16 protein-coding genes are annotated in these 17948 nt (G+C 59.6%); 8 read left to right on the top strand and 8 right to left on the bottom strand.

Annotated features, from left to right (window positions below; translation table 11 throughout):
* The first annotated feature begins 74 nt into the window (after positions 1-74).
* The gene (locus tag L8V01_RS09410) at positions 75-1448 is read left to right on the top strand and encodes an AI-2E family transporter (RefSeq protein ID WP_269946809.1); all 1374 of its coding nucleotides are present in this window, start codon (positions 75-77) and stop codon (positions 1446-1448) included.
* A 53-nt stretch (positions 1449-1501) separates the two neighbouring features.
* On the opposite strand, the gene L8V01_RS09405 is transcribed toward L8V01_RS09410, so the two are convergent.
* Both L8V01_RS09405 and L8V01_RS09400 read right to left on the bottom strand, forming a co-directional pair.
* The gene (locus tag L8V01_RS09405) at positions 1502-2092 is read right to left on the bottom strand and encodes a nucleosidase (RefSeq protein WP_269946808.1); all 591 of its coding nucleotides are present in this window, start codon (positions 2090-2092) and stop codon (positions 1502-1504) included.
* Between the two features lie 23 nt (positions 2093-2115).
* The gene (locus L8V01_RS09400) at positions 2116-2679 is read right to left on the bottom strand and encodes a hypothetical protein (protein WP_269946807.1); all 564 of its coding nucleotides are present in this window, start codon (positions 2677-2679) and stop codon (positions 2116-2118) included.
* A 149-nt stretch (positions 2680-2828) separates the two neighbouring features.
* Between L8V01_RS09400 and L8V01_RS09395 the strand changes: the two genes are divergently transcribed.
* Positions 2829-3596, top strand: a complete 768-nt coding sequence (locus tag L8V01_RS09395; protein ID WP_269946806.1) for an LppP/LprE family lipoprotein — start codon at positions 2829-2831, stop codon at positions 3594-3596.
* A 388-nt stretch (positions 3597-3984) separates the two neighbouring features.
* Here L8V01_RS09395 and L8V01_RS09390 read toward each other — a convergent pair whose 3' ends face one another.
* From L8V01_RS09390 to L8V01_RS09380, 3 genes are read right to left on the bottom strand one after another with little or no spacing between them, the layout of a single operon-like run.
* Positions 3985-5268: a sulfate adenylyltransferase subunit 1 gene (locus L8V01_RS09390; protein ID WP_269946805.1), complete on the bottom strand. Its 1284-nt coding sequence runs from the start codon at positions 5266-5268 to the stop codon at positions 3985-3987.
* Positions 5268-6167 carry a sulfate adenylyltransferase subunit CysD gene (gene cysD, locus L8V01_RS09385; RefSeq protein WP_086588811.1) on the bottom strand — a complete coding sequence of 300 codons (900 nt, stop codon included), beginning with the start codon at positions 6165-6167 and terminating at the stop codon, positions 5268-5270. The genes L8V01_RS09390 and cysD overlap by 1 nt, the downstream gene beginning before the upstream one ends.
* Positions 6167-6952 carry a phosphoadenylyl-sulfate reductase gene (locus tag L8V01_RS09380; protein ID WP_269946804.1) on the bottom strand — a complete coding sequence of 262 codons (786 nt, stop codon included), beginning with the start codon at positions 6950-6952 and terminating at the stop codon, positions 6167-6169. The genes cysD and L8V01_RS09380 overlap by 1 nt, the downstream gene beginning before the upstream one ends.
* Before the next feature lie 172 nt (positions 6953-7124).
* Between L8V01_RS09380 and L8V01_RS09375 the strand changes: the two genes are divergently transcribed.
* From L8V01_RS09375 to L8V01_RS09365, 3 genes are all read left to right on the top strand, one after another.
* The gene (locus L8V01_RS09375; RefSeq protein ID WP_269946803.1) at positions 7125-7544 is read left to right on the top strand and encodes a methylenetetrahydrofolate--tRNA-(uracil-5-)-methyltransferase; all 420 of its coding nucleotides are present in this window, start codon (positions 7125-7127) and stop codon (positions 7542-7544) included.
* Between the two features lie 85 nt (positions 7545-7629).
* Positions 7630-9372: an ABC transporter ATP-binding protein gene (locus L8V01_RS09370; protein ID WP_269946802.1), complete on the top strand. Its 1743-nt coding sequence runs from the start codon at positions 7630-7632 to the stop codon at positions 9370-9372.
* Positions 9372-11309: an ABC transporter ATP-binding protein gene (locus tag L8V01_RS09365; RefSeq protein ID WP_269946801.1), complete on the top strand. Its 1938-nt coding sequence runs from the start codon at positions 9372-9374 to the stop codon at positions 11307-11309. Before L8V01_RS09370 ends, L8V01_RS09365 begins: the two co-directional genes overlap by 1 nt.
* Before the next feature lie 18 nt (positions 11310-11327).
* Here the strand turns inward: L8V01_RS09365 and L8V01_RS09360 are convergent, their stop codons facing one another.
* Genes L8V01_RS09360 through L8V01_RS09350 form a run of 3 tightly spaced genes read right to left on the bottom strand, consistent with a single transcriptional unit; the run spans position 11328 to position 12947 of the window.
* Complete coding sequence (locus L8V01_RS09360; protein ID WP_269946800.1) at positions 11328-11921, bottom strand: hypothetical protein; 594 nt, start codon at positions 11919-11921, stop codon at positions 11328-11330.
* Positions 11918-12382 carry a DUF6114 domain-containing protein gene (locus L8V01_RS09355; RefSeq protein WP_269946799.1) on the bottom strand — a complete coding sequence of 155 codons (465 nt, stop codon included), beginning with the start codon at positions 12380-12382 and terminating at the stop codon, positions 11918-11920. Before L8V01_RS09355 ends, L8V01_RS09360 begins: the two co-directional genes overlap by 4 nt.
* The gene (locus L8V01_RS09350; RefSeq protein WP_269946798.1) at positions 12372-12947 is read right to left on the bottom strand and encodes a DUF6230 family protein; all 576 of its coding nucleotides are present in this window, start codon (positions 12945-12947) and stop codon (positions 12372-12374) included. Before L8V01_RS09350 ends, L8V01_RS09355 begins: the two co-directional genes overlap by 11 nt.
* A gap of 249 nt (positions 12948-13196) precedes the next feature.
* On the opposite strand from L8V01_RS09350, the gene L8V01_RS09345 reads away from it, so the two are divergent.
* The 3 genes from L8V01_RS09345 to L8V01_RS09335 all read left to right on the top strand — a co-directional run bounded on the left by L8V01_RS09345 (position 13197) and on the right by L8V01_RS09335 (position 17898).
* A complete protein-coding gene (locus L8V01_RS09345) occupies positions 13197-15890 on the top strand; it encodes a (Fe-S)-binding protein (protein ID WP_269946797.1) in 2694 nt (897 codons plus the stop codon).
* Between the two features lie 34 nt (positions 15891-15924).
* Complete coding sequence (locus L8V01_RS09340) at positions 15925-17199, top strand: cation:proton antiporter (protein WP_269946796.1); 1275 nt, start codon at positions 15925-15927, stop codon at positions 17197-17199.
* A 96-nt stretch (positions 17200-17295) separates the two neighbouring features.
* Positions 17296-17898, top strand: coding sequence for a DUF1707 domain-containing protein (locus L8V01_RS09335; protein ID WP_274707421.1), 603 nt, complete (start codon positions 17296-17298; stop codon positions 17896-17898).
* Positions 17899-17948 lie beyond the last annotated feature (50 nt).

Here is a 17948-nt window from a genome sequence, read left to right as displayed (position 1 = left end):
TAGCGCCTCCTTCCTAGGGCGCTACCTCTTTTTCGTGTATGCGCTGCGGGTTCTATGTGGCATAGTGGTAGGCAATGTCTACATCACATGATTCGTCTTCTCGCGACGAGGCCCATCACCCGTCCGCGCAGGAAAAGGGAACCGCAACACAAATCCAAAAACCCGGCGAGGAAGATGCGCACACCCTCGTCTCTTATGATGACGCGCACCTTGGCGCCGAACTCGCCAATGAACACCCCGCCGAGCACGATAATAAATCCGCCATCTTGGCCAAGGACTTTCGTTCCATGGCTAAGATTTCGGTAACCTTCATCCTCATCGTCGCCGGCTTGGCGCTTGCCGGCTACCTGCTCAAATTCATTTGGGTAGGTCTACTGCCGGTCTTGCTCGCCGTTTTGGTATCCACAGTGCTCTACCCGGTCAGCGCTTGGCTGCGTGGTAAGGGATTCCCGCGCTCGCTTGCGGCCGTGAGCACCTTGCTCGGTCTCATCATTATTTTCTGCGGTGTTTTCGCCGCCATGGCCCCGGTTGTCACCAACCAAAGCCAAACTCTCATCGACCAAGCTGAAGATGGCATCAATCAACTCACGGACATGGTGGAAGAGTCCCCCATCGATATCCGAAGCGACCAGCTGCAATCCGTGCTGCAAGATGCGGTTAAGTTTGCCAAGGGCCAAGCATCAACCATTGCCACCGGCGTCATTTCCGGCTTTTCCATGGCCAGCTCCATCGTCGTGGCCGCACTAATCATGCTCTTTGTCACCTTCTTCATTATCAAAGACGGCGACAAATTCTTGCCTTGGCTGCGCAAGTACACCGGAAATTCCACCGGCTGGCACGTCACGGAACTCAGCTCCCGCATCTGGAAGACCTTGTCTGGCTTTATCCAGGCGCAGGCCGCGGTGGCCATGGTGGACGCAGTCCTCATCGGCCTTGGCCTGTGGGCGCTGCAAGTTCCGCTTGCGCTCGTCATCGCCGTGGTGACTTTCTTCGCCAGCTTCATCCCTATCATCGGTGCCGTCACCGCTGGTGCTTTGGCAGTTATTATCGCCTTGGTATCCAATGGCCTGACCAATGCACTATTGGCCTTGGCCCTTATCATCATCGTCCAGCAGGTTGAAGGAAATCTCCTACAACCACTGCTGCAATCCAAGGCCATGGGACTGCACGCGGCCGTCGTCCTTCTTTCCGTCACCGTCGGCTCTACCCTGGCAGGCATCGTCGGCGCCTTCCTCGCCGTTCCCGTGGCCGCCACCATTGCCGTTGTTGTGCGCTACCACGCCGAGATGGCCGCTCTTCGCTCCGGCGAGGTTGAGCCCTCCCATATAGACATCATTACTGGCTCCAAAGACGACCCCGAGGACGTCAGCGACGTCGTCCACGAACACGACGAGACCCCACGCGACAAGGTAGAACAGCTCTACCAGTCAATGAGCCCGTTGAGCTAAACACTCAACCACATAAACAAGCGCGCCGGCGCAAGCCGGCGCGCTTCTTTTTTCTAGCGTAGGAAACCAAGGTCCGTGGCGGCCGAGGCCAGCTGGCGCGCGCCTCGGTCGAGGACGCCAGCCCAGGTGCCCATCGATTCCTCATTGGCGGAGTCGGATACCTGCTTGAGCAGGGTGCAAGGCACGTCGAAGCGCTGGCATACCGCAGCGATGGAGTAGCCTTCCATATCGCAAAGCTGAGACTTCTTGGCCAGCTCGGTACGCAGGGCGGTATCGGAGACGAACATGTCCCCCGTGGCCAGTCCGCGCACCGGCAGGCGGCCGGAGGTCTCAAGTTCGATGGTCTCTGGCAGCAGATAGCGGTTGATATCGGTAAGCACCTCTAGCTTGAAATCGTGCTTGGTGACCTTATTGACTTCGAAGACACCAGCCATGCCGTCGACAAGCGCGCCCGCCGTGCCAATGTTGACAACACGATCGGGAAGGGCGCCGTTAGCGCGGGCGTCGGCAAGAGCTTCCGTTAAGGCAATGGCCGCCGGAACCGTACCGATTCCGGTAATGAGCAAAGGCTCGCCTTCCGGAATATGGGCGGCTTCCGCATCCACAGCGGCGACGAAAAGGGTGCGTCCGTTGAGATTATCCATGCCTGCGAGAATACCTGCCCGCCCTAGTCAAAGTTCAACGTGCGGTTCTTTTGGCGCAGGCGAATCGTAATATTCTTCTGGCCGGCGCCCAAGGCGATGATTCGGCCGGTAAGTGTGCGCGCAACGGCTAAGTCTTCCTCCGTGGGCGCTTCGCCCGCCACCCGCGCCGTGGGCAGCCAAGCATCATTCGGATCCGGGGCACCGAGGTGGATGAGGCGTTCGCGCTCCACATCTATCCAATAGCCTTCCGTAGCCATGAAACGATCATGGCTCCCCTCGAAGGAATCGCGGCGCCATCCGCCCTCGGCCACGCGGAAGACAAAGGGGCAATAGCCAAAGCGCGAGGGCACGATATAGCGCGTCTGTGGGCTTACGCGCCATTGGCCGCGCGCGGAACTCCACACTTGGCGGTAGGTATCAGCCAGGCTCATGCCTAGCCGCAGGCGCTGCTGCCTATCCTCACCCAATCCGGCACCTTCTACCTGGGTGTTTAGCTCGCCGAGCCGCGTGGCATCGGCCACGTACATCCCCAACCACGCCTCCTCCGGCGTGGTGTACGGACCGGTGATATCGCGGTGACTTATCACTGGCCAGGTGAAGGCAATGCCAACCGCTCGGGTACGACCAATGCGGGCTTGCGCTGGGATGAAGGCCAGCAGAAAGTCATCATGTTTAGAGACGTTCCGCCGACTGGATAAAGTGCGCTCGCAATCGTCATTTCGGCATCTCTTGGTAGATGCTGTTGCTGCTCTCGGGACTAACCCGACTTCCTTCTAAAAGCTCCATGAAAGGAAACTCGACCATGCAAAACATCCGCCACCGTTTCTTGCTTCCTCTGCGTTCCGCAGCAGCAGTGACTAGCGCCGGTGTCCTTTGCCTGTCCTTAGCAGCTTGTGGAAGCGATTCTGCGGATTCAGGAGATTCACCTTCTTTTTCTGCCGCTAAGGAAAGCACTCCAGAAACGAATGAAGCTACCCCTTCCTCTGATAAAAGGACCGAAGAAAAGCCCGCGCGAAAGACCACTACAGTAGTCGAAGCTCCTCCAGAGAAGAAGCAAGAAGAGAGCACACTAAGCCGCGGTAAAGACAATGGTGGCTCTTCTGAGTGTAACTCTGACAATGACGAAAGTGCCTATGAAAAAGCAATCGCTCAGGTCGAACCATATCCAGGACTTGATAGACCGTGGAGGCCTTTTGACTCCAATTTCGACCCGTGCGCAGCTCTTTCATGGATAACCGTCACCCTTGAAGGAGCGACCGCTTCCTCGCCTTACCACATCCTGCTTTTCCACAATGGCGAATACCTAGGAACGGCCACCGCCAAGGCATACGGGTTTGCGCCAAAGGTCAGCCGAGTGGATAATTCCGAGATTGCAGTTACCTACCGCTGGCCAAAGGAGGGTGAGGGCAACGCTGAAGCATCGGGGACAACACAAGCCGGTTTCCGTTGGGATGAAGATGCACAAAAGGTAGTCATGTCCGGCGACGTTCCACCGATGCAGTAGGTCGATGTAACACAAGCACGTTTCGCTAAAATGTCACCAGCTTGGCGGCGAAACGTGCTTGTTTTGCGCGCTCTGTGTGACGCCAAGCGGCGGTGGGGCTTCAAGGTGCGCGCGGAAGCCAAGAAATAGCCGCGTTCTGGGCATTCGCGGGGAGCCAGAGGCGGCTATCGTGGCCACAACGTAGCCGAAGGAAAGATAGGAATGAGCGAGAAGACGTTTCAACAGAAATTCCGGGCTTTCGCGCTGGTGGCGGCGGTTGTCCTGTTGATCGTGAACCTGACCGTAGCGGAAGCTACAGTGCTGGCATAACTTCGCCGCTGCTGCTCGGCGTCACCGGCCTCATTACGATGCACGGCGACAAGAGCTACAGCAGCGGCGCGAAGAATAACTACCGCAGGCGGTGGCCCACGAAGCCGGCGGCGAGGGTGTTGCCGGTGGATTGGTCGATGAGCAGGAAATTGCCCACCGCGCCGCGGGCGGCGTAGTCCTCAACGGGGAGCTCGGCCTGGGTCTGGATGGTGATGTGGGCGATGTCGTTCATGGCGACAGATTCGGGGTCTTCCACATCGGAAACGCCATCCAAGTCCAAGGTGCGGGTGACGGCGGCGACGCGGGCCTTGACCAGGGAGGAACCGTAGCGCAGCTTGAGCATCTGGCCGGGCTTGATGTCCTTTTCAGTCAAGCCTACAACGGTGGCGTCGAATTCGCGGGTGGCCGCGGGGCGTTGGGGGCCGGCGAGGAGATCGCCGCGGGCGAGATCGATGTCGTCGGCAAGCAGGAGCGTGACGGAGTCACCGGTAGCGGCGGAGTCGGCTGGGCCGTCGGCACTGTCTATCTGGGTGACGGTGCTGGTGCGGCCTTCGGGCAGGCGGACCTCGTCGCCCACGGAGATTGATCCCGCCTTCACGCGACCGGCGTAGCCGCGGTAATCGGAAGCGTGCTCACGGATGACGTACTGGATGGGGAAACGGAAGTCCAGCTCATCGGCGCGGCCGGAGGCCACGGGGACGGTCTCGAGAACCTCGAGGACGGTCGGGCCGGTATACCACAGCATATTCGCTGAACGCTCAACCACGTTATCGCCCTTGAGCGCGGAAATCGGCACAACGGTGGTATCGGTGATCCCCAGGCGCGCGGCAATCTGGTTGAACTCGGACTCGATATCGCGGAAGACCTGCTCGTCATAGTCCACCAGGTCAATCTTGTTCACCGCGAGGACCACGTGGCGCACGCCGAGGAGGGCGGCCACGTTGAGGTGGCGGCGGGTTTGTTCGACAACGCCATGGCGGGCGTCGATAAGAAGCACCACCACCTGAGAGGTGGACATGCCGGTGACCGTATTGCGGGTGTACTGCACGTGGCCGGGGGTATCGGCGAGGATGAAGGTGCGCTTATCCGTAGCAAAGTAGCGATAAGCCACGTCGATGGTAATGCCCTGCTCGCGCTCGGCACGCAGGCCATCAACAAGCAAAGAGAGGTCCATGCCATCGAAGCCGCGGTCGGTGGAGGTGCGCTCCATGGATTCGACCTGATCCGCGAGAACGGACTTGGTGTCATAGAGCAGGCGGCCGACGAAGGTAGACTTGCCGTCATCGACGGATCCGGCGGTGCACAGGCGCAGGGTATCGCGCTGCTTGAGGGCGCCGACATTCGGCGCGAGGGTAGTCGTCATCAGAAGTAGCCTTCCTTCTTGCGGTCCTCCATGGCGGACTCGGAAAGTTTGTCATCGGCGCGGGTGGCGCCGCGCTCGGAAAGGGTGGAAATGGAGATCTCCGCGAGCACCTCGTCCGGGGTCGATGCGGTAGATTCCACGGCGCCGGTACAGGACATATCGCCCACGGTGCGGTAGCGCACGGTGCGGGTTTCCAGCTCCTCCCCCTCAGCGGGGCCGCCCCATTCACCAGGCGCTAGCCACATGCCATTGCGCTTGAATACCTCGCGCTCGTGGGAGTAGTAAATGGAAGGCAGCTCCAGTTCGCGGGCGCCGATGTATTCCCAAATATCGGACTCGGTCCAGTTGGAGATAGGGAAAACGCGAACGTTTTCGCCGGCCATCTTGCCGCCGTTGTAAAGATCCCACAGCTCGGGGCGCTGGCGGCGGGGATCCCAGCCGCCGAAGGAGTCACGGATGGAGAAGATGCGCTCCTTGGCGCGGGCGCGCTCCTCATCGCGGCGGGCGCCACCGCAGACGGCGTCATACTCGCGCTCGGCGATGGTCTCTACCAGCGGCACGGACTGCAGCGGGTTGCGGGTGCCATCGGGGCGCTCTTGCAGGTCGCCACGGTCGATCCAGTCCTGAACGCGGGCGACGTGCAGGCGGGCGCCGGATTCTTCCACGAGGCGGTCGCGGAAGTCGATTACCTCGGGGAAGTTGTGCCCGGTATCGACGTGGAGCAGCTCGAACGGCACCGTGGCCGGGGCAAAGGCGCGGCGGGCTAGCTCGAAGACAACGACGGAGTCTTTGCCGCCCGAAAAGAGGATGCCTACCTTGTCGAACTGCCCGGCCACCTCGCGCAGGATGTGGATGGACTCGTTTTCTAGGTCTTTTAAGTGTGGAGAAAGTGTGCTCATTATTCGTGTAACCCGCATTCTGTCTTGCCGTCTGCAAATACGCGCCCGGACCGGGCATCGTCGCCTTCACCAACCGGGAAGGTCAGCGGTGCGCAGCCGATGGAGCGGTATCCCTGCAGGGTGAGTGGGTGGATGATGAGGTCGTTGTCCTCGATATAGCGGTCCGTATCGTCGAGATCCCAGGTAATGATGGGCGAGATCTTCAATCGGCCGGTGCGGTCGAGGCTCAGCGCCGGGGCGGTGGCGCGGTGCTCGGAATCGGCGCGGCGCAAGCCGGTAACCCAGCCGGCATAAGGGTCCATGGCCATGTTCAGCGGCTCGACCTTGCGCATGCGGTTATAGGCCGCGGTATCGCGGGCGTAGAGGCGCGGGCCGTACACCTCGTCTTGTTCTTCTGGGCTGAGCAACGGGAGCACGCGCACTAGGGGCAGATCCGGGTAGCGCTTTTCTACCTCGTCGGCTACCTGCAGGGTTTCCGGGAAGTTCCAGCCAGTGTCGATGAAAAGCAGGTCTGCATCGAGCCCGGCGCGGTGAGCGAGCTCGGCCAAGACTGTGTTCTCCATGGACATGGTCACGGCCAGGCGGCCGGGGGCGTGCTCGGCGGCCCATTCGGTAATGGTTTCCGCTGAGGCGTCATAAAGCTTATCCGCCCACTGGTCCACCAATTGCTGGTTGCGCGCGGCTACCTCGGCGTCCAGCGGCACAGTATCGCGCGTGCCTTCCGGGGAGATGCTGGGGTCGCGGTAGTTCTTGCCGCCGTCCAGCAGGTTCGTCGTTGGGTTCATGCCGTCACACATTAGGCAAAACACCTTGGCGCCGCAGGAGATTATGTGCGAAAAGCCGCTGAGCTTGGCGGGAGCTGCGAATAAAAAGTTTCCAATCCGTACCAAGCGGACTAGATTTACAGACAAGATAGTCTATTGTGGGCATCTGCACCCCGCACGAGGAGGAACTTTCATGCAGCGTATAGCCATCATCGGGGAGGGGCCGGCAGCCCTATCCACCGCCGAGAAGCTTATCAGCGCTGGCATGTGTGTGGACCTTATTACCCAATGCACCGCACCATTCGGTCTACTCCGCCGCTTTGCAGGTTTGGCCGGTGTGCTTGGCGATGCCGTCTCTGCCGCCCACTGCGGCCCCGGAACCACTCCCCGGCTCCGCCTTATAGGCAATGTCCATGTGGGCGCCGAAGGCGATATCACGCATAACGAGATCCATCGCCTTTCTGCCGCCGGTGACCGCGAGCTGCTCATACTCGAGCTCAAGGCCCGCGGCGTGGCCGTAACCACATGGGAGGGCCTGTGCACCCCACTGCAGAATTTTGAGGACTGGAACAGCGTCATTACCCGCGCGCAGCTGGCTCACGTGGGGATTTAACAGGTCTCTCGCACTAGCGCCCCGCCCACCACAGGTATAAACTTGCACGGCTACCCAGCCACGGCAAGGAAAGGGGCGCGAGTCCATGGATCTGGTCCGCATTCTCATATCACGGTCGGCGCCGTATACGCCGTATTTCATCGCGGTACTCGTATTGCAGGCCTTATCTACGGCCGCCACACTGTACCTCCCATCGCTTAACGCCAAGATCATTGATGAAGGCGTGGCCCAAGGCGATGTCAGCTTCATTTGGCGCACCGGTGGGATCATGCTCGCCGTTGCGTTTGCCCAAGTCATCACCGCCATTGGAGCGGTATGGTGCGGCAGCCGCACCGCCATGGGTGTGGGCCGAGACCTGCGCGGCGAGGTTTTCCGCCACGTAAATTCCCTGTCCACTGAGGACATGAGCCACTTTGGCACGCCTACGCTAATCACCCGTGGCACCAATGACGTCCAGCAGGTGCAGATGGTCTACATGATGATGCTGAACTTCATGGTGACCGCACCCATCATGTCCATCGGCGGCATCATCATGGCCGTGCGCGAGGACGCCGGTTTGTCCTGGCTGGTATGGGTGTCCGTGGCAGTTTTGCTCGGCGCTATCTCCGTTATTATCTCTCGCCTTATGCCGCTGTTTCGCATCATGCAGGACAAGTTGGATTCCATTAATGGCACATTGCGCGAGCAGATCACCGGTATTCGCGTGGTGCGCGCCTTTGTGCGTGAGGCCTATGAAACCGAGCGTTTTACGCAGGCCAATAAGGAAATTACCCGCCTGTCCTTGAACATCGGCCGACTTTTTGTGGTCATGTTCCCGCTTATTACGGTGATCCTCAATGTGGCCACGGGCGCGGTGCTGTGGTTTGGCGGCCATCGCGTGGATGATGGGTTGGTCAACGTCGGCTCGCTCACGGCTTTCCTACAGTACCTGCTGCAGATTCTGGCGGCAGTCATGATGGGCACTTTCATGGCGATGATGCTGCCGCGCGCTATCATCTGTGCGCGCCGTATCACTGAGGTGCTCCGCCATGAACCATCCATTACCCCGCCCAGCACCACGACCACCCCAGAGACCTCTACGGGCACGGTGGAATTCCGCAACGTGGGCTTTTCCTATGCCGGTGCGGATGCGCCGGTGCTAGAAAATATCTCCTTTACCGCCCAGCCCGGCACTACTACCGCCATTATCGGTTCGACGGGCTCGGGCAAAACCACCCTGGTTTCCCTCATCCCGCGCTTGTACGTCCCCACCGAAGGCCAGGTGCTTATCGACGCCACCCCTACCACCTCCCTTGCGCGCCAGGACATCGTCCAGCGCGTGTCCCTTGTTCCACAAAAGGCCTACCTATTTAGCGGCACGGTGGCCTCCAACCTGCGGCTCGGACGGCCCGAAGCCACCGATGAAGAGCTCTGGGAGGCACTGCGCGTGGCCCAAGCTGACTTCGTTGAGGACCTAGATATGCCTATCTCTCAAGGCGGCACGAATGTCTCCGGCGGCCAGCGCCAGCGCCTGTCCATCGCGCGCATGCTTGTCGCCCAGCCTCTGATCTACCTCTTTGATGATTCCTTTTCCGCGTTGGACGTGGCTACCGATGCCAAGGTGCGGGCGGCAATGCGCGCCTCGTTTGCCGAGCGCGAAAAGCCGGTGACCAGCATTATCGTCGCCCAGCGCGTGGCATCCATCCGGGATGCCGACCAAATCCTGGTGCTGGACGCCGGCCGCATTGTTGACCGCGGCACACACGAGGAGCTCCTCGGCCGCTGCGCGGTCTACCAAGAAATCGTTGATTCCCAAGAAACCGCCGGTGTTGCAGGAGGCGAAAACTAATGGCTGAGAACACCACTTCTACTGCCGAGTCCGCTGATACCGGTTTTGATCCCATGGGCGGCTCTGCACCCCATCAGGCCAAGAATTTCTGGCCATCTACCAAGCGACTTTTCTCCTTGCTCGCCCCCTTTAAGCGCCGCCTGTGGGCCGTAGCAGCGATGAATATCGTCTGCATTTTCCTCGCCGTTGTGGCCCCGAAAGTCATGGGTAAGGCCATGGACGTCATCTTTGCCGGCGTCATTTCGCGCAATCTGCCCTCTAATATCTCCGCAGAGCAAGCGATTGCGGGCATGCGCGCTCAGGGCCAGGACCGCTTTGCGGACATGGCCTCTGCGATGGATTTCATCCCCGGTGAAGGCATTGACTTTAGCCGCCTGGGCACGCTCATCATCACGGTGATCGCGATGTATATCATTTCCTCCGGCTTCCAGTGGTGGCAGGGGGCCATTCTCAACAAGGTAAGCATGGATACCGTGTTTGACCTGCGCGAGCGCGTGGAGGCGAAGGTGAACTCGCTGCCGCTGAACTACTTTGATTCGCAGCAGCGCGGCGATATCCTCTCGCGCACCACCAATGACATCGACAACGTGCAACAGGCCCTGCAGCAGGCGCTATCGCAGCTGTTTTATAACGCACTCTTGATCATTGGCATCACCGTCATGATGTTTAGCGTCTCCTGGCAGCTTGCGCTGGTTGCGCTCCTGTCGTTGCCGCTTACCGGCTTGGTCATCGGTGTCATCGGCGGGCGCTCGCAGCGCCAATTCAAAACGCAATGGCGCTCCACCGGCCAACTCAATGGCCAAGTGGAAGAATCCTTCTCCGGCCACGACCTAGCCATCGTCTTTGGCCGCACGGAGGCCATGACGGAGGAATTCGACAAACGCAACGAAGAGCTCTACCACTCCGCTGCAAAGGCACAATTCCTCTCCGGCATCATGATGCCGATCATGCAGTTCCTGTCCTACTTGTCCTATGTAGCCATCGCGGTTTTAGGCGGCCTGCGCGTGGCCAATGGCCACATGACTCTGGGCGCTGCCACTGCCTTCATCCAGTACTCCCGCGAGTTCAACCAGCCGTTAGGCCAGCTCGGCGGCATGATGCAGCAGGTCCAATCGGGCGTGGCCTCGGCCGAGCGCGTCTTTGAGCTTCTCGACGCCGAAGAGCAATCCCCCGATACCACCGACGAGGACCTTCCCGGCCGCGCTCAGGGGCTCGTAGAGTTCCAGGACGTTGACTTCTCCTACTCGGAGGACAAGGAACTCATTACTGGTCTCAACCTGCGCGTGGAGCCCGGCCAGACCGCGGCCATCGTCGGCCCCACCGGTGCTGGCAAGACCACCCTAGTCAACCTGCTCATGCGCTTCTATGAGTTGAACGGCGGCCGGATTCTCATAGACGGCCACGATATCGCCCGCATGCCCCGCCAGACGCTGCGCTCCCAGGTGGGCATGGTGCTCCAAGACGCCGTGCTCTTCAAGGGATCGATCATGGAAAATATCCGCTACGGCCGCTTGGATGCGACGGACGAAGAGGTCATCGCCGCTGCAAAGGCAACCTATGTGGACCGCTTCGTCCACGCCCTGCCCGATGGCTACGACACCATCATCGACCAAGACGGCGGCGCAATCTCAGCCGGCGAGCGCCAGCTCATCACCATCGCCCGCGCCTTCTTGGCCCAGCCTGCGCTGCTCATCCTGGATGAAGCCACTTCTTCGGTCGATACCCGTACCGAGGTGCTCGTCCAAGAGGCAATGAACGCGCTGCGCGCGGATCGCACTTCCTTCGTCATTGCCCACCGCTTGTCCACCATTCGCGATGCTGACCTCATCCTCGTTATGGAAAGCGGCACCATTGTCGAACAGGGCTCGCACGATGATCTTCTTGAGGCCCAAGGAGCATACTGGCGTCTGCATCAATCCCAGTTCGCCCAAGGATAAGCCTTGCTTGACGGAGAGTTATTCTAGACCTATTGATACGGTGGGCGCACTGAAATGCGCCCCGGTGAGATTCACCAGCTCAAGTGTGACATCGCGCAGCTCGAGATGGTCCATGACTACGTCTGGCACCTCGGCATCGGGGACGGGGTGCGGCTCTGGAACCCCGAGTTTATCCAGCACCGCATTGATATCGTCGCGGCTTAAGTCAATATCTGCTGGGGGTGCTGAAACATCGCCAACCGCCGGGGTGGCTTTAAGCTCGGTGGCCTTGATGGTCACCGGTCCGCCACGTACCTCGGTGGTATCCCCACCCGTGGTTAACATGCCATCGCCATAGCGGCCCGGCAGCGTGATCCCGAGGTTATCAATGTCGAGGTTGTCGCCTTTTAGCTCCAGTACCCGCACATCGCCAGTGGCGGTGGGAAAGGTACCCAACGACACAGTGACATTCTTCCTCAGCGTCACCTTATCCGCGAATACAGTGCTGAAGTACGGAACCGCTGGAGCGTCTTGCGCATTAACCCGCTCGGAACCGCTGGCACCAGCAACCACCAGCGCACAAGTCAGCACAATTAGGCAGCCGCGCGCCGTTCGAGGCAACGCCCTCATCATTGATCCGCTGCTTCCTTAGTACGGCGCTTCTTCTCCCCTGGCTGCCACGCAAAGGTAAAGGCCCCGCCAATGATGCCGAAGAGGGAGCCGATGACAAAGCCGCCCAGATTGGACGTCGGCAAGGCAATAATGGCCACAATGATGCCCAGCACGCCGACATAATTCGAGGTTGCCGGCTGGAACCACGCGCCGAGGCCGAACATGACCAGCAAGACGCCAATAAGCAGCGTAGATACGCCAGAGATGGTGGAAATCATGACCAAAAGGTCAGAAATGTGGATGGTGATATAGGCCGGCGCGGCGATAATAATTCCGGAAAGGATGAGCAACAGCGCCGGCACAAAGGGCCGGCCAGAACGCCACCGGCGGAAGCGCCGCCACACGCCAGGCTTAGATTCTTCACCCGCTGCCTCTGCTGCTGGAAGGGTCCGGGTTTCTTCCGCTGTAGACTCAGCAGCCATTTTCGGAGCCCTTCCGCACCGTTACTCCCACATTCTTGGCGGAAAGGCGTTGCGCGCCTACGGAGGTGGCCTTCACATCATCCGCTTTGAGGGAGACCTGCTTTGAGTACAGGCCCCACGCGCCGGGATCGGCGGTATCGCTCAGCTGATTTGCATCGATGCCCACGTTGACATCCTGCATCACCAGGGAGCCATCAACGTCGGTCGCACCGACCAGCAGGCTATCGGACTCTGTACTGCCCTCGCCTTCCGCCTTGAGCGCGAGCGTCGCCTCCCCCACGCCGGGCACCTTGGGGACAGTCACCGAAAGACAAAGGTCAGAGACCTTGGCATGGTCCAGTTTGATACGCGCGACGGGAAGGTGTTCTTCGCCCTTTTGATCATCATCGACAAACAGCGAAAAGCCCTCGCCATCTAGGTGCCCCATGGTGATTTTGAAGAAGCTACCTGAAAGCGCCAGGTTGGCAGTCAAGCCGCCCTGGGCCACGGCGAATCCGGTAACGCCAAAGGTGGCAAGGCCTGCGGTCAAGGCCACCGCGGCCTTGGTGATATTGGTTTTGCCCATGACGGTCTGCCCTTTCTGCGGCGGTGTACTTCTCATCTTGCCAAGCTCGCGCGTCCTGCGGCCACTGGCATTGGTCCTACTCCACCGTCTTTTACAGCGCGTTTAGGTGGATTAGGCGGCCGAGTTCTTCATTTTGACAGTCTACAGCCCACCCCACCGCGATACCGCACTGAATGCAGACTCTGGGATTTTCACCCCAAGGCCTTAAGGTAGATAGCAACGTGGAGCATCAGTAATAAAGGAGCACGCATGACCACCGTGTTCGGTTGGATCGCTATAGCCGCATCGATTCCGGTGTGGCTGTACTTTTTCACCCGCGTATGGGCCCTCTTTAAGTTCATCCGTTCGGGCGGACCCACCCAGCTCAAGCGCACCGATAGCCTGGGCAAACGCCTATGGCGCGTTATTGCAGAGGTCTTTGGCCATTCCCACTTCAAGGGTAAACCGCTGGTCAATGCCGCCCACTGGCTGGTGATGGTGGGCTTCCTCTTTGGCATCTTGGTGTGGTTTGAGGCCTATATCCAAACCTTCGCGCCGGATCAGGGTTGGCCGTGGCTTAGCCATTGGTCGGTGTACCACTTCATTGAAGAGGTTTTAGGCATCGCGACGGTCCTAGGAATCGGCTTCCTCATCGGCGTGCGCCTCAAACTCGGCGATACCGAGCGCGGCAGCCGCTTCTTCAATTCCCAGACCGCCTCGGCGCGCTGGGTAGAGTTCATTGTCTTTTCTGAGGGACTCGGCATGATCTTGGTGAAGTCCACCAAGATCGCCACCTACGGCGGTGGTTCCGCTTGGGCAGATTTTTTGAGCATCCACTTGGCCAAGCTCTTCCCCGAGTCACCGGCGCTGGTGAGCTTCTTCGCCCTCTTCAAGCTGCTTTCCGGTCTGCTGTTTATCGTCTTTATCTCCCGCAAATTCCAGTGGGGTGTCATGTGGCACCGCTTCACCAGCTTTTTCAATATCTTCTTCCAGCGCAACGTCACCGGTGAGAAGGCACTACAGTCCTTGCCCACCCCGGACTTGGAAGAAGACATCACACCGGGCAGCTGGAAGATGCTGCTGGATTCCACCTCGTGTACCGAATGTGGCCGCTGTCAAGAACTATGTCCTGCCTGGAATACCGAGAAACCGCTAAGCCCCAAAAAGGTCATGATGGACCTGCGCCAGGGTGCACTGGATAATTACAACCCACACGAGGGCCTAGACGTGCTGTCTATGGCCGGCGTTATCGATGATGACGTGTTGTGGTCCTGTACCAACTGCGGTGCGTGCGTGGATCAGTGCCCTACCGATATCGAGCACATCGATCACATTGCGGACCTGCGCCGCTTTAAGGTGCTTGCGGAATCGGACTTCCCTTCCGAGCTCACCGGCCTGTTTAAGAATATGGAAAACAAGGGCAACCCGTGGGGCCGGAATAATTCTGAGCGCCGCGCCTGGATCGATGAGGCCCGCGCCGATGGCATCGACGTCCCCATCATCGGTGAGGACGACGCCGACTTCTCCGATATGGAATACCTGCTCTGGGTCGGCTGCGCTGGCGCCTATGATGACGATGGCCGCCGCACCACCCGCGCGGTAGTGGACCTGCTGCATACAGCAGGCGTGAAGTTTGGCGTGCTCTCCACGGGTGAGACCTGTACAGGTGATCCTGCCCGCCGCGCCGGCAACGAGTTCCTCTTCCAGATGATGGCGCAGCAAAATGTGGAGACCCTTAACAACGCATTCGACGGCGTGCCGGAGGGCCAGCGCAAGATCATCACTACCTGCCCGCACTGCTTTAACACCATACGCAACGAGTACCCAGACTTTGACGGGTATTTCGACGTATTCCACCACACCCAGCTGCTCAACCGCTTGGTCCGCGAGGGATTGCTCAAGCCGGTTCCGCGCACACCGGAGAATCGCAAGCCAATTACCTACCACGATCCGTGCTTCCTCGGACGGCACAATAAGGTCTTCGATCCCCCGCGCGAGCTGCTCGAGGCCACCGGCGTGGAGCTGCGCGAGATGGACAAGAACCGCGACGAGGCCTTCTGTTGTGGCGCCGGCGGCGCCCGCATGTTCATGGAGGAAAAGCTCGGCACCCGCATCAATGACTTCCGCACCGAGCAAGCCCTAGAGACCGGTGCTGAGGAAATCGCCACCGGCTGCCCCTTCTGTAATGTCATGATGACCGGCGGCGTGAAGTCCTTGTCGCAGGATTCTACGCCCACCACCAAGGTCAATGACGTGGCGGTTATGCTGCGCAATTCCATTTCCCTCGACGAGTCCGGCACCCTGCCGGAGCCCAATCCCAAGGCCTTCCTCGCCACCCCGGTGCGCCACCAAAAGTCCGCGGGCACCAATGAAGCCCCGCTTGCCGACGCCCCCACTTCCGGCGCCCCAAGCACCACCCCCGCCCCGGCCGCATCGGCACCAGCGCCAGCCCCCGCCGCTCCCGCGGCACCGAGTGCGCCCACCCCTCCGAGTACTCCAGCAGCTCCTGCGCCAAAGGCACCCACGGCACCAACACCGTCAAGCGCACCCGCGGCACCGGCAGCCCCAGCAGCTCCTGCACCAAGTGCACCTTCTGCTCCTTCGGCACCAACGCCGCCTGCAGCCCCAGCCGCTCCGACGCCACCAAGTGCACCCGCGGCACCAGCTGCTCCCGCGGCGCCAAACGCCCCTACTCCTCCGAGTGCTCCAGCAGCTCCTGCGCCAAAGGCTCCCGCCGCTCCAAATCCTCCAAGCGCACCCGCAGCACCTGCGGCACCGGCCGCTCCTGCTGCGCCAACGCCGCCTGCAGCTCCGAAGCCGCCACAGGCACCCGCTTCGCCCGAGCCGCCAAAGGCTGATCCGCCGAAGGTTGAGCCGCCATCCGCGCCTACCCCACCAGCACCTCCGGCGGCTCCGGCACCGCCGGCGTCGGAAAGCGTGCCAAAGCCGCCTGAATCTGAGTAGGCGCGCAAGGGCATTGGTGCGTACGCTGTAGTCCATGCATTTTCATGCGGCACTGCCCACCGATGCCCTGCTGCTGGCGGCGGGATCTACCGAAAACACAAACTCTCTCGTCTCTTTCGCTTGGATTATGGCCGCGGCGCTACTCGCGCCGCTGGTCTCTTATATGCTGGGCTACCGTTTGCCCTCGGTGGCCCTGCTGCTGATTTTCGGCATGATTATTGGTCCTTCGGTATTGGACGTAGCTGCCGAGGATGAGGGCATAGAAATGCTTAAGGAACTCGGCGTGGGTGCGCTGTTCCTCTTAGCAGGCTTCGAAATTCAAATTTCCACGCTCAAAACCAAAGAAGCCGGAACGGCACTATCCACGTGGGCCATCTGTGCCCTCGCCTGTGGAGTGGGTGCCTACTTTTTGGTAGATAACGTGCCAGGTGCCATCGTGGTTGCCTTGGCACTAACATCAACGGCGCTGGGCACTCTGACACCGATGCTGAAACAGGACCGCATTCTGGGCACCAAAGTTGGCAATTCGGTGATGATTCATGGTGCCATCGGTGAGGTCGCCCCCATTACCGCTATGGCGCTTTTGCTAGGTACACGTTCCACGCTGACAACGATGATCATCTTGTTGCTCTTCATCATCATCGCTGTAGCCGTTGCCATCATGCCGGGCGCCATCGCTACGACGATTCCCTGGGTGAAGGCAGCCTTTATCTCCGGCGCAGGTTCAACCAACCAGACGATTCTGCGCCTTATTATTTTGATTCTGGCCATCCTCATGGCCGTAACCGCAGTCTTTGAACTCGATATCGTGCTCGGCGCCTTTGCCGCCGGCATTATCTTGAATCGCATCATCCCAGATGAATTCCACCGCCGCCTAGAGCACCGCCTTGATGTGGTGTTTTATTCCATGCTCATCCCAGTTTTCTTCGTGGTCTCTGGCATGAGCATTAACTGGGATACCATTGCCAATAATCCGTGGAAGGTGCTGGGCATTCCAGCCCTCATCCTGGTTACGCGTGGCCTGCCAGTCTTCCTGCGCGAAAATGTAGCGCATACCGGCTCCGATATTGAAACCTTCCGCGAGCGCCTCCAAGTGGGCTTGTATTCCGCCACCGGTCTGCCCATCATCGTGGCGGTGACCACCTTGGCGGTGAACTCGAAGATCATGGAACCGGAAAATGCATCCATCTTTGTCTCCGGAGGCGCGCTCACCGTCGCCATCTTCCCGTTGCTAGCCAGCTTGGTTGGAGGAAAGAAGTCCGAGAAAAGTGGAGAGGAAGACCCACAGGAAAACGCCAAGGAACTCTAGGAAGCGTTCGCTAAGAGCACGTCCCTAGCAGGGCAGAATTTTCCTAGACTGTAAAGCGTGAGTAATAACTTTGGTTCTTCCCCCATCGATCGGACCATGCGCCTGTCCGATTCCGAGCGCAACGATGCCATCAATGACCTCGCCCGCGCCGTAGGTGAAGGCCGGTTAACCATGGAGGAGTTCGAGGATCGCTCGGATGATGTCTTGCGTGCTAGCACCCACCAAGACCTCGTGCCCGTCTTTCGAGATATTCCGGCGCGTGGTTCCCACGAGGTCAAGATTTATTCTCGGGGTGAAGTCACGCGCGCTCATAATGCAAGCAAGAAGCCAAAGTTTGCGACCGCACTTTCCGGCTCGGTGGTGCTTGCGGCGGCAAGCCCTACGCTAATCGTGTTGAGCGCTACCATGAGCAACCCTTGGTTGCTGCTTGGTGGCGTGGCAGCAGCTGCACTTATTCCGATTTTGTGGATCCTGCTCTATGTAGCCAAAGTTGGTCCATCCTCGTGGCACGCACCGTCTGTTCGCCAGATTGAGCGCCAACAATTGCGCGAAATACGTGCACTGACGGCACACGAGCGCGCGCAACAAAAAATGATCGAAGAGAAAATGTGGGCGGATCGTCGCATGCAGGCCGGCGAAATTACCGGCCAAGCCATGGATTTAGCAAAGCGGAAGTTCAACGAGTGGAATAAGAAATAGTCATCGCCGCCCTTAAATCATGTCGCATGGCTGTGAATCGTGGCACAATG

It is taken from the genome of Corynebacterium curieae (assembly GCF_027570035.1).
Taxonomy (GTDB): domain Bacteria; phylum Actinomycetota; class Actinomycetes; order Mycobacteriales; family Mycobacteriaceae; genus Corynebacterium; species Corynebacterium curieae.
This window is presented reverse-complemented; position numbering and strand designations above follow the sequence as displayed.

Excerpts from the sequence above, each read along its gene's own strand:
- L8V01_RS09410 (WP_269946809.1), top strand. The coding sequence starts at position 75 with ATGTCTACATCACATGATTCGTCTTCTCGCGACGAGGCCCATCACCCG.
- L8V01_RS09405 (WP_269946808.1), bottom strand. The coding sequence starts at position 2,092 with ATGGATAATCTCAACGGACGCACCCTTTTCGTCGCCGCTGTGGATGCG.
- L8V01_RS09395 (WP_269946806.1), top strand. The coding sequence starts at position 2,829 with ATGCTGTTGCTGCTCTCGGGACTAACCCGACTTCCTTCTAAAAGCTCC.
- L8V01_RS09390 (WP_269946805.1), bottom strand. The coding sequence starts at position 5,268 with ATGACGACTACCCTCGCGCCGAATGTCGGCGCCCTCAAGCAGCGCGAT.
- cysD (WP_086588811.1), bottom strand. The coding sequence starts at position 6,167 with ATGAGCACACTTTCTCCACACTTAAAAGACCTAGAAAACGAGTCCATC.
- L8V01_RS09380 (WP_269946804.1), bottom strand. The coding sequence starts at position 6,952 with ATGAACCCAACGACGAACCTGCTGGACGGCGGCAAGAACTACCGCGAC.
- L8V01_RS09375 (WP_269946803.1), top strand. The coding sequence starts at position 7,125 with ATGCAGCGTATAGCCATCATCGGGGAGGGGCCGGCAGCCCTATCCACC.
- L8V01_RS09370 (WP_269946802.1), top strand. The coding sequence starts at position 7,630 with ATGGATCTGGTCCGCATTCTCATATCACGGTCGGCGCCGTATACGCCG.
- L8V01_RS09365 (WP_269946801.1), top strand. The coding sequence starts at position 9,372 with ATGGCTGAGAACACCACTTCTACTGCCGAGTCCGCTGATACCGGTTTT.
- L8V01_RS09360 (WP_269946800.1), bottom strand. The coding sequence starts at position 11,921 with ATGATGAGGGCGTTGCCTCGAACGGCGCGCGGCTGCCTAATTGTGCTG.
- L8V01_RS09355 (WP_269946799.1), bottom strand. The coding sequence starts at position 12,382 with ATGGCTGCTGAGTCTACAGCGGAAGAAACCCGGACCCTTCCAGCAGCA.
- L8V01_RS09350 (WP_269946798.1), bottom strand. The coding sequence starts at position 12,947 with ATGGGCAAAACCAATATCACCAAGGCCGCGGTGGCCTTGACCGCAGGC.
- L8V01_RS09345 (WP_269946797.1), top strand. The coding sequence starts at position 13,197 with ATGACCACCGTGTTCGGTTGGATCGCTATAGCCGCATCGATTCCGGTG.
- L8V01_RS09340 (WP_269946796.1), top strand. The coding sequence starts at position 15,925 with ATGCATTTTCATGCGGCACTGCCCACCGATGCCCTGCTGCTGGCGGCG.
- L8V01_RS09335 (WP_274707421.1), top strand. The coding sequence starts at position 17,296 with ATGCGCCTGTCCGATTCCGAGCGCAACGATGCCATCAATGACCTCGCC.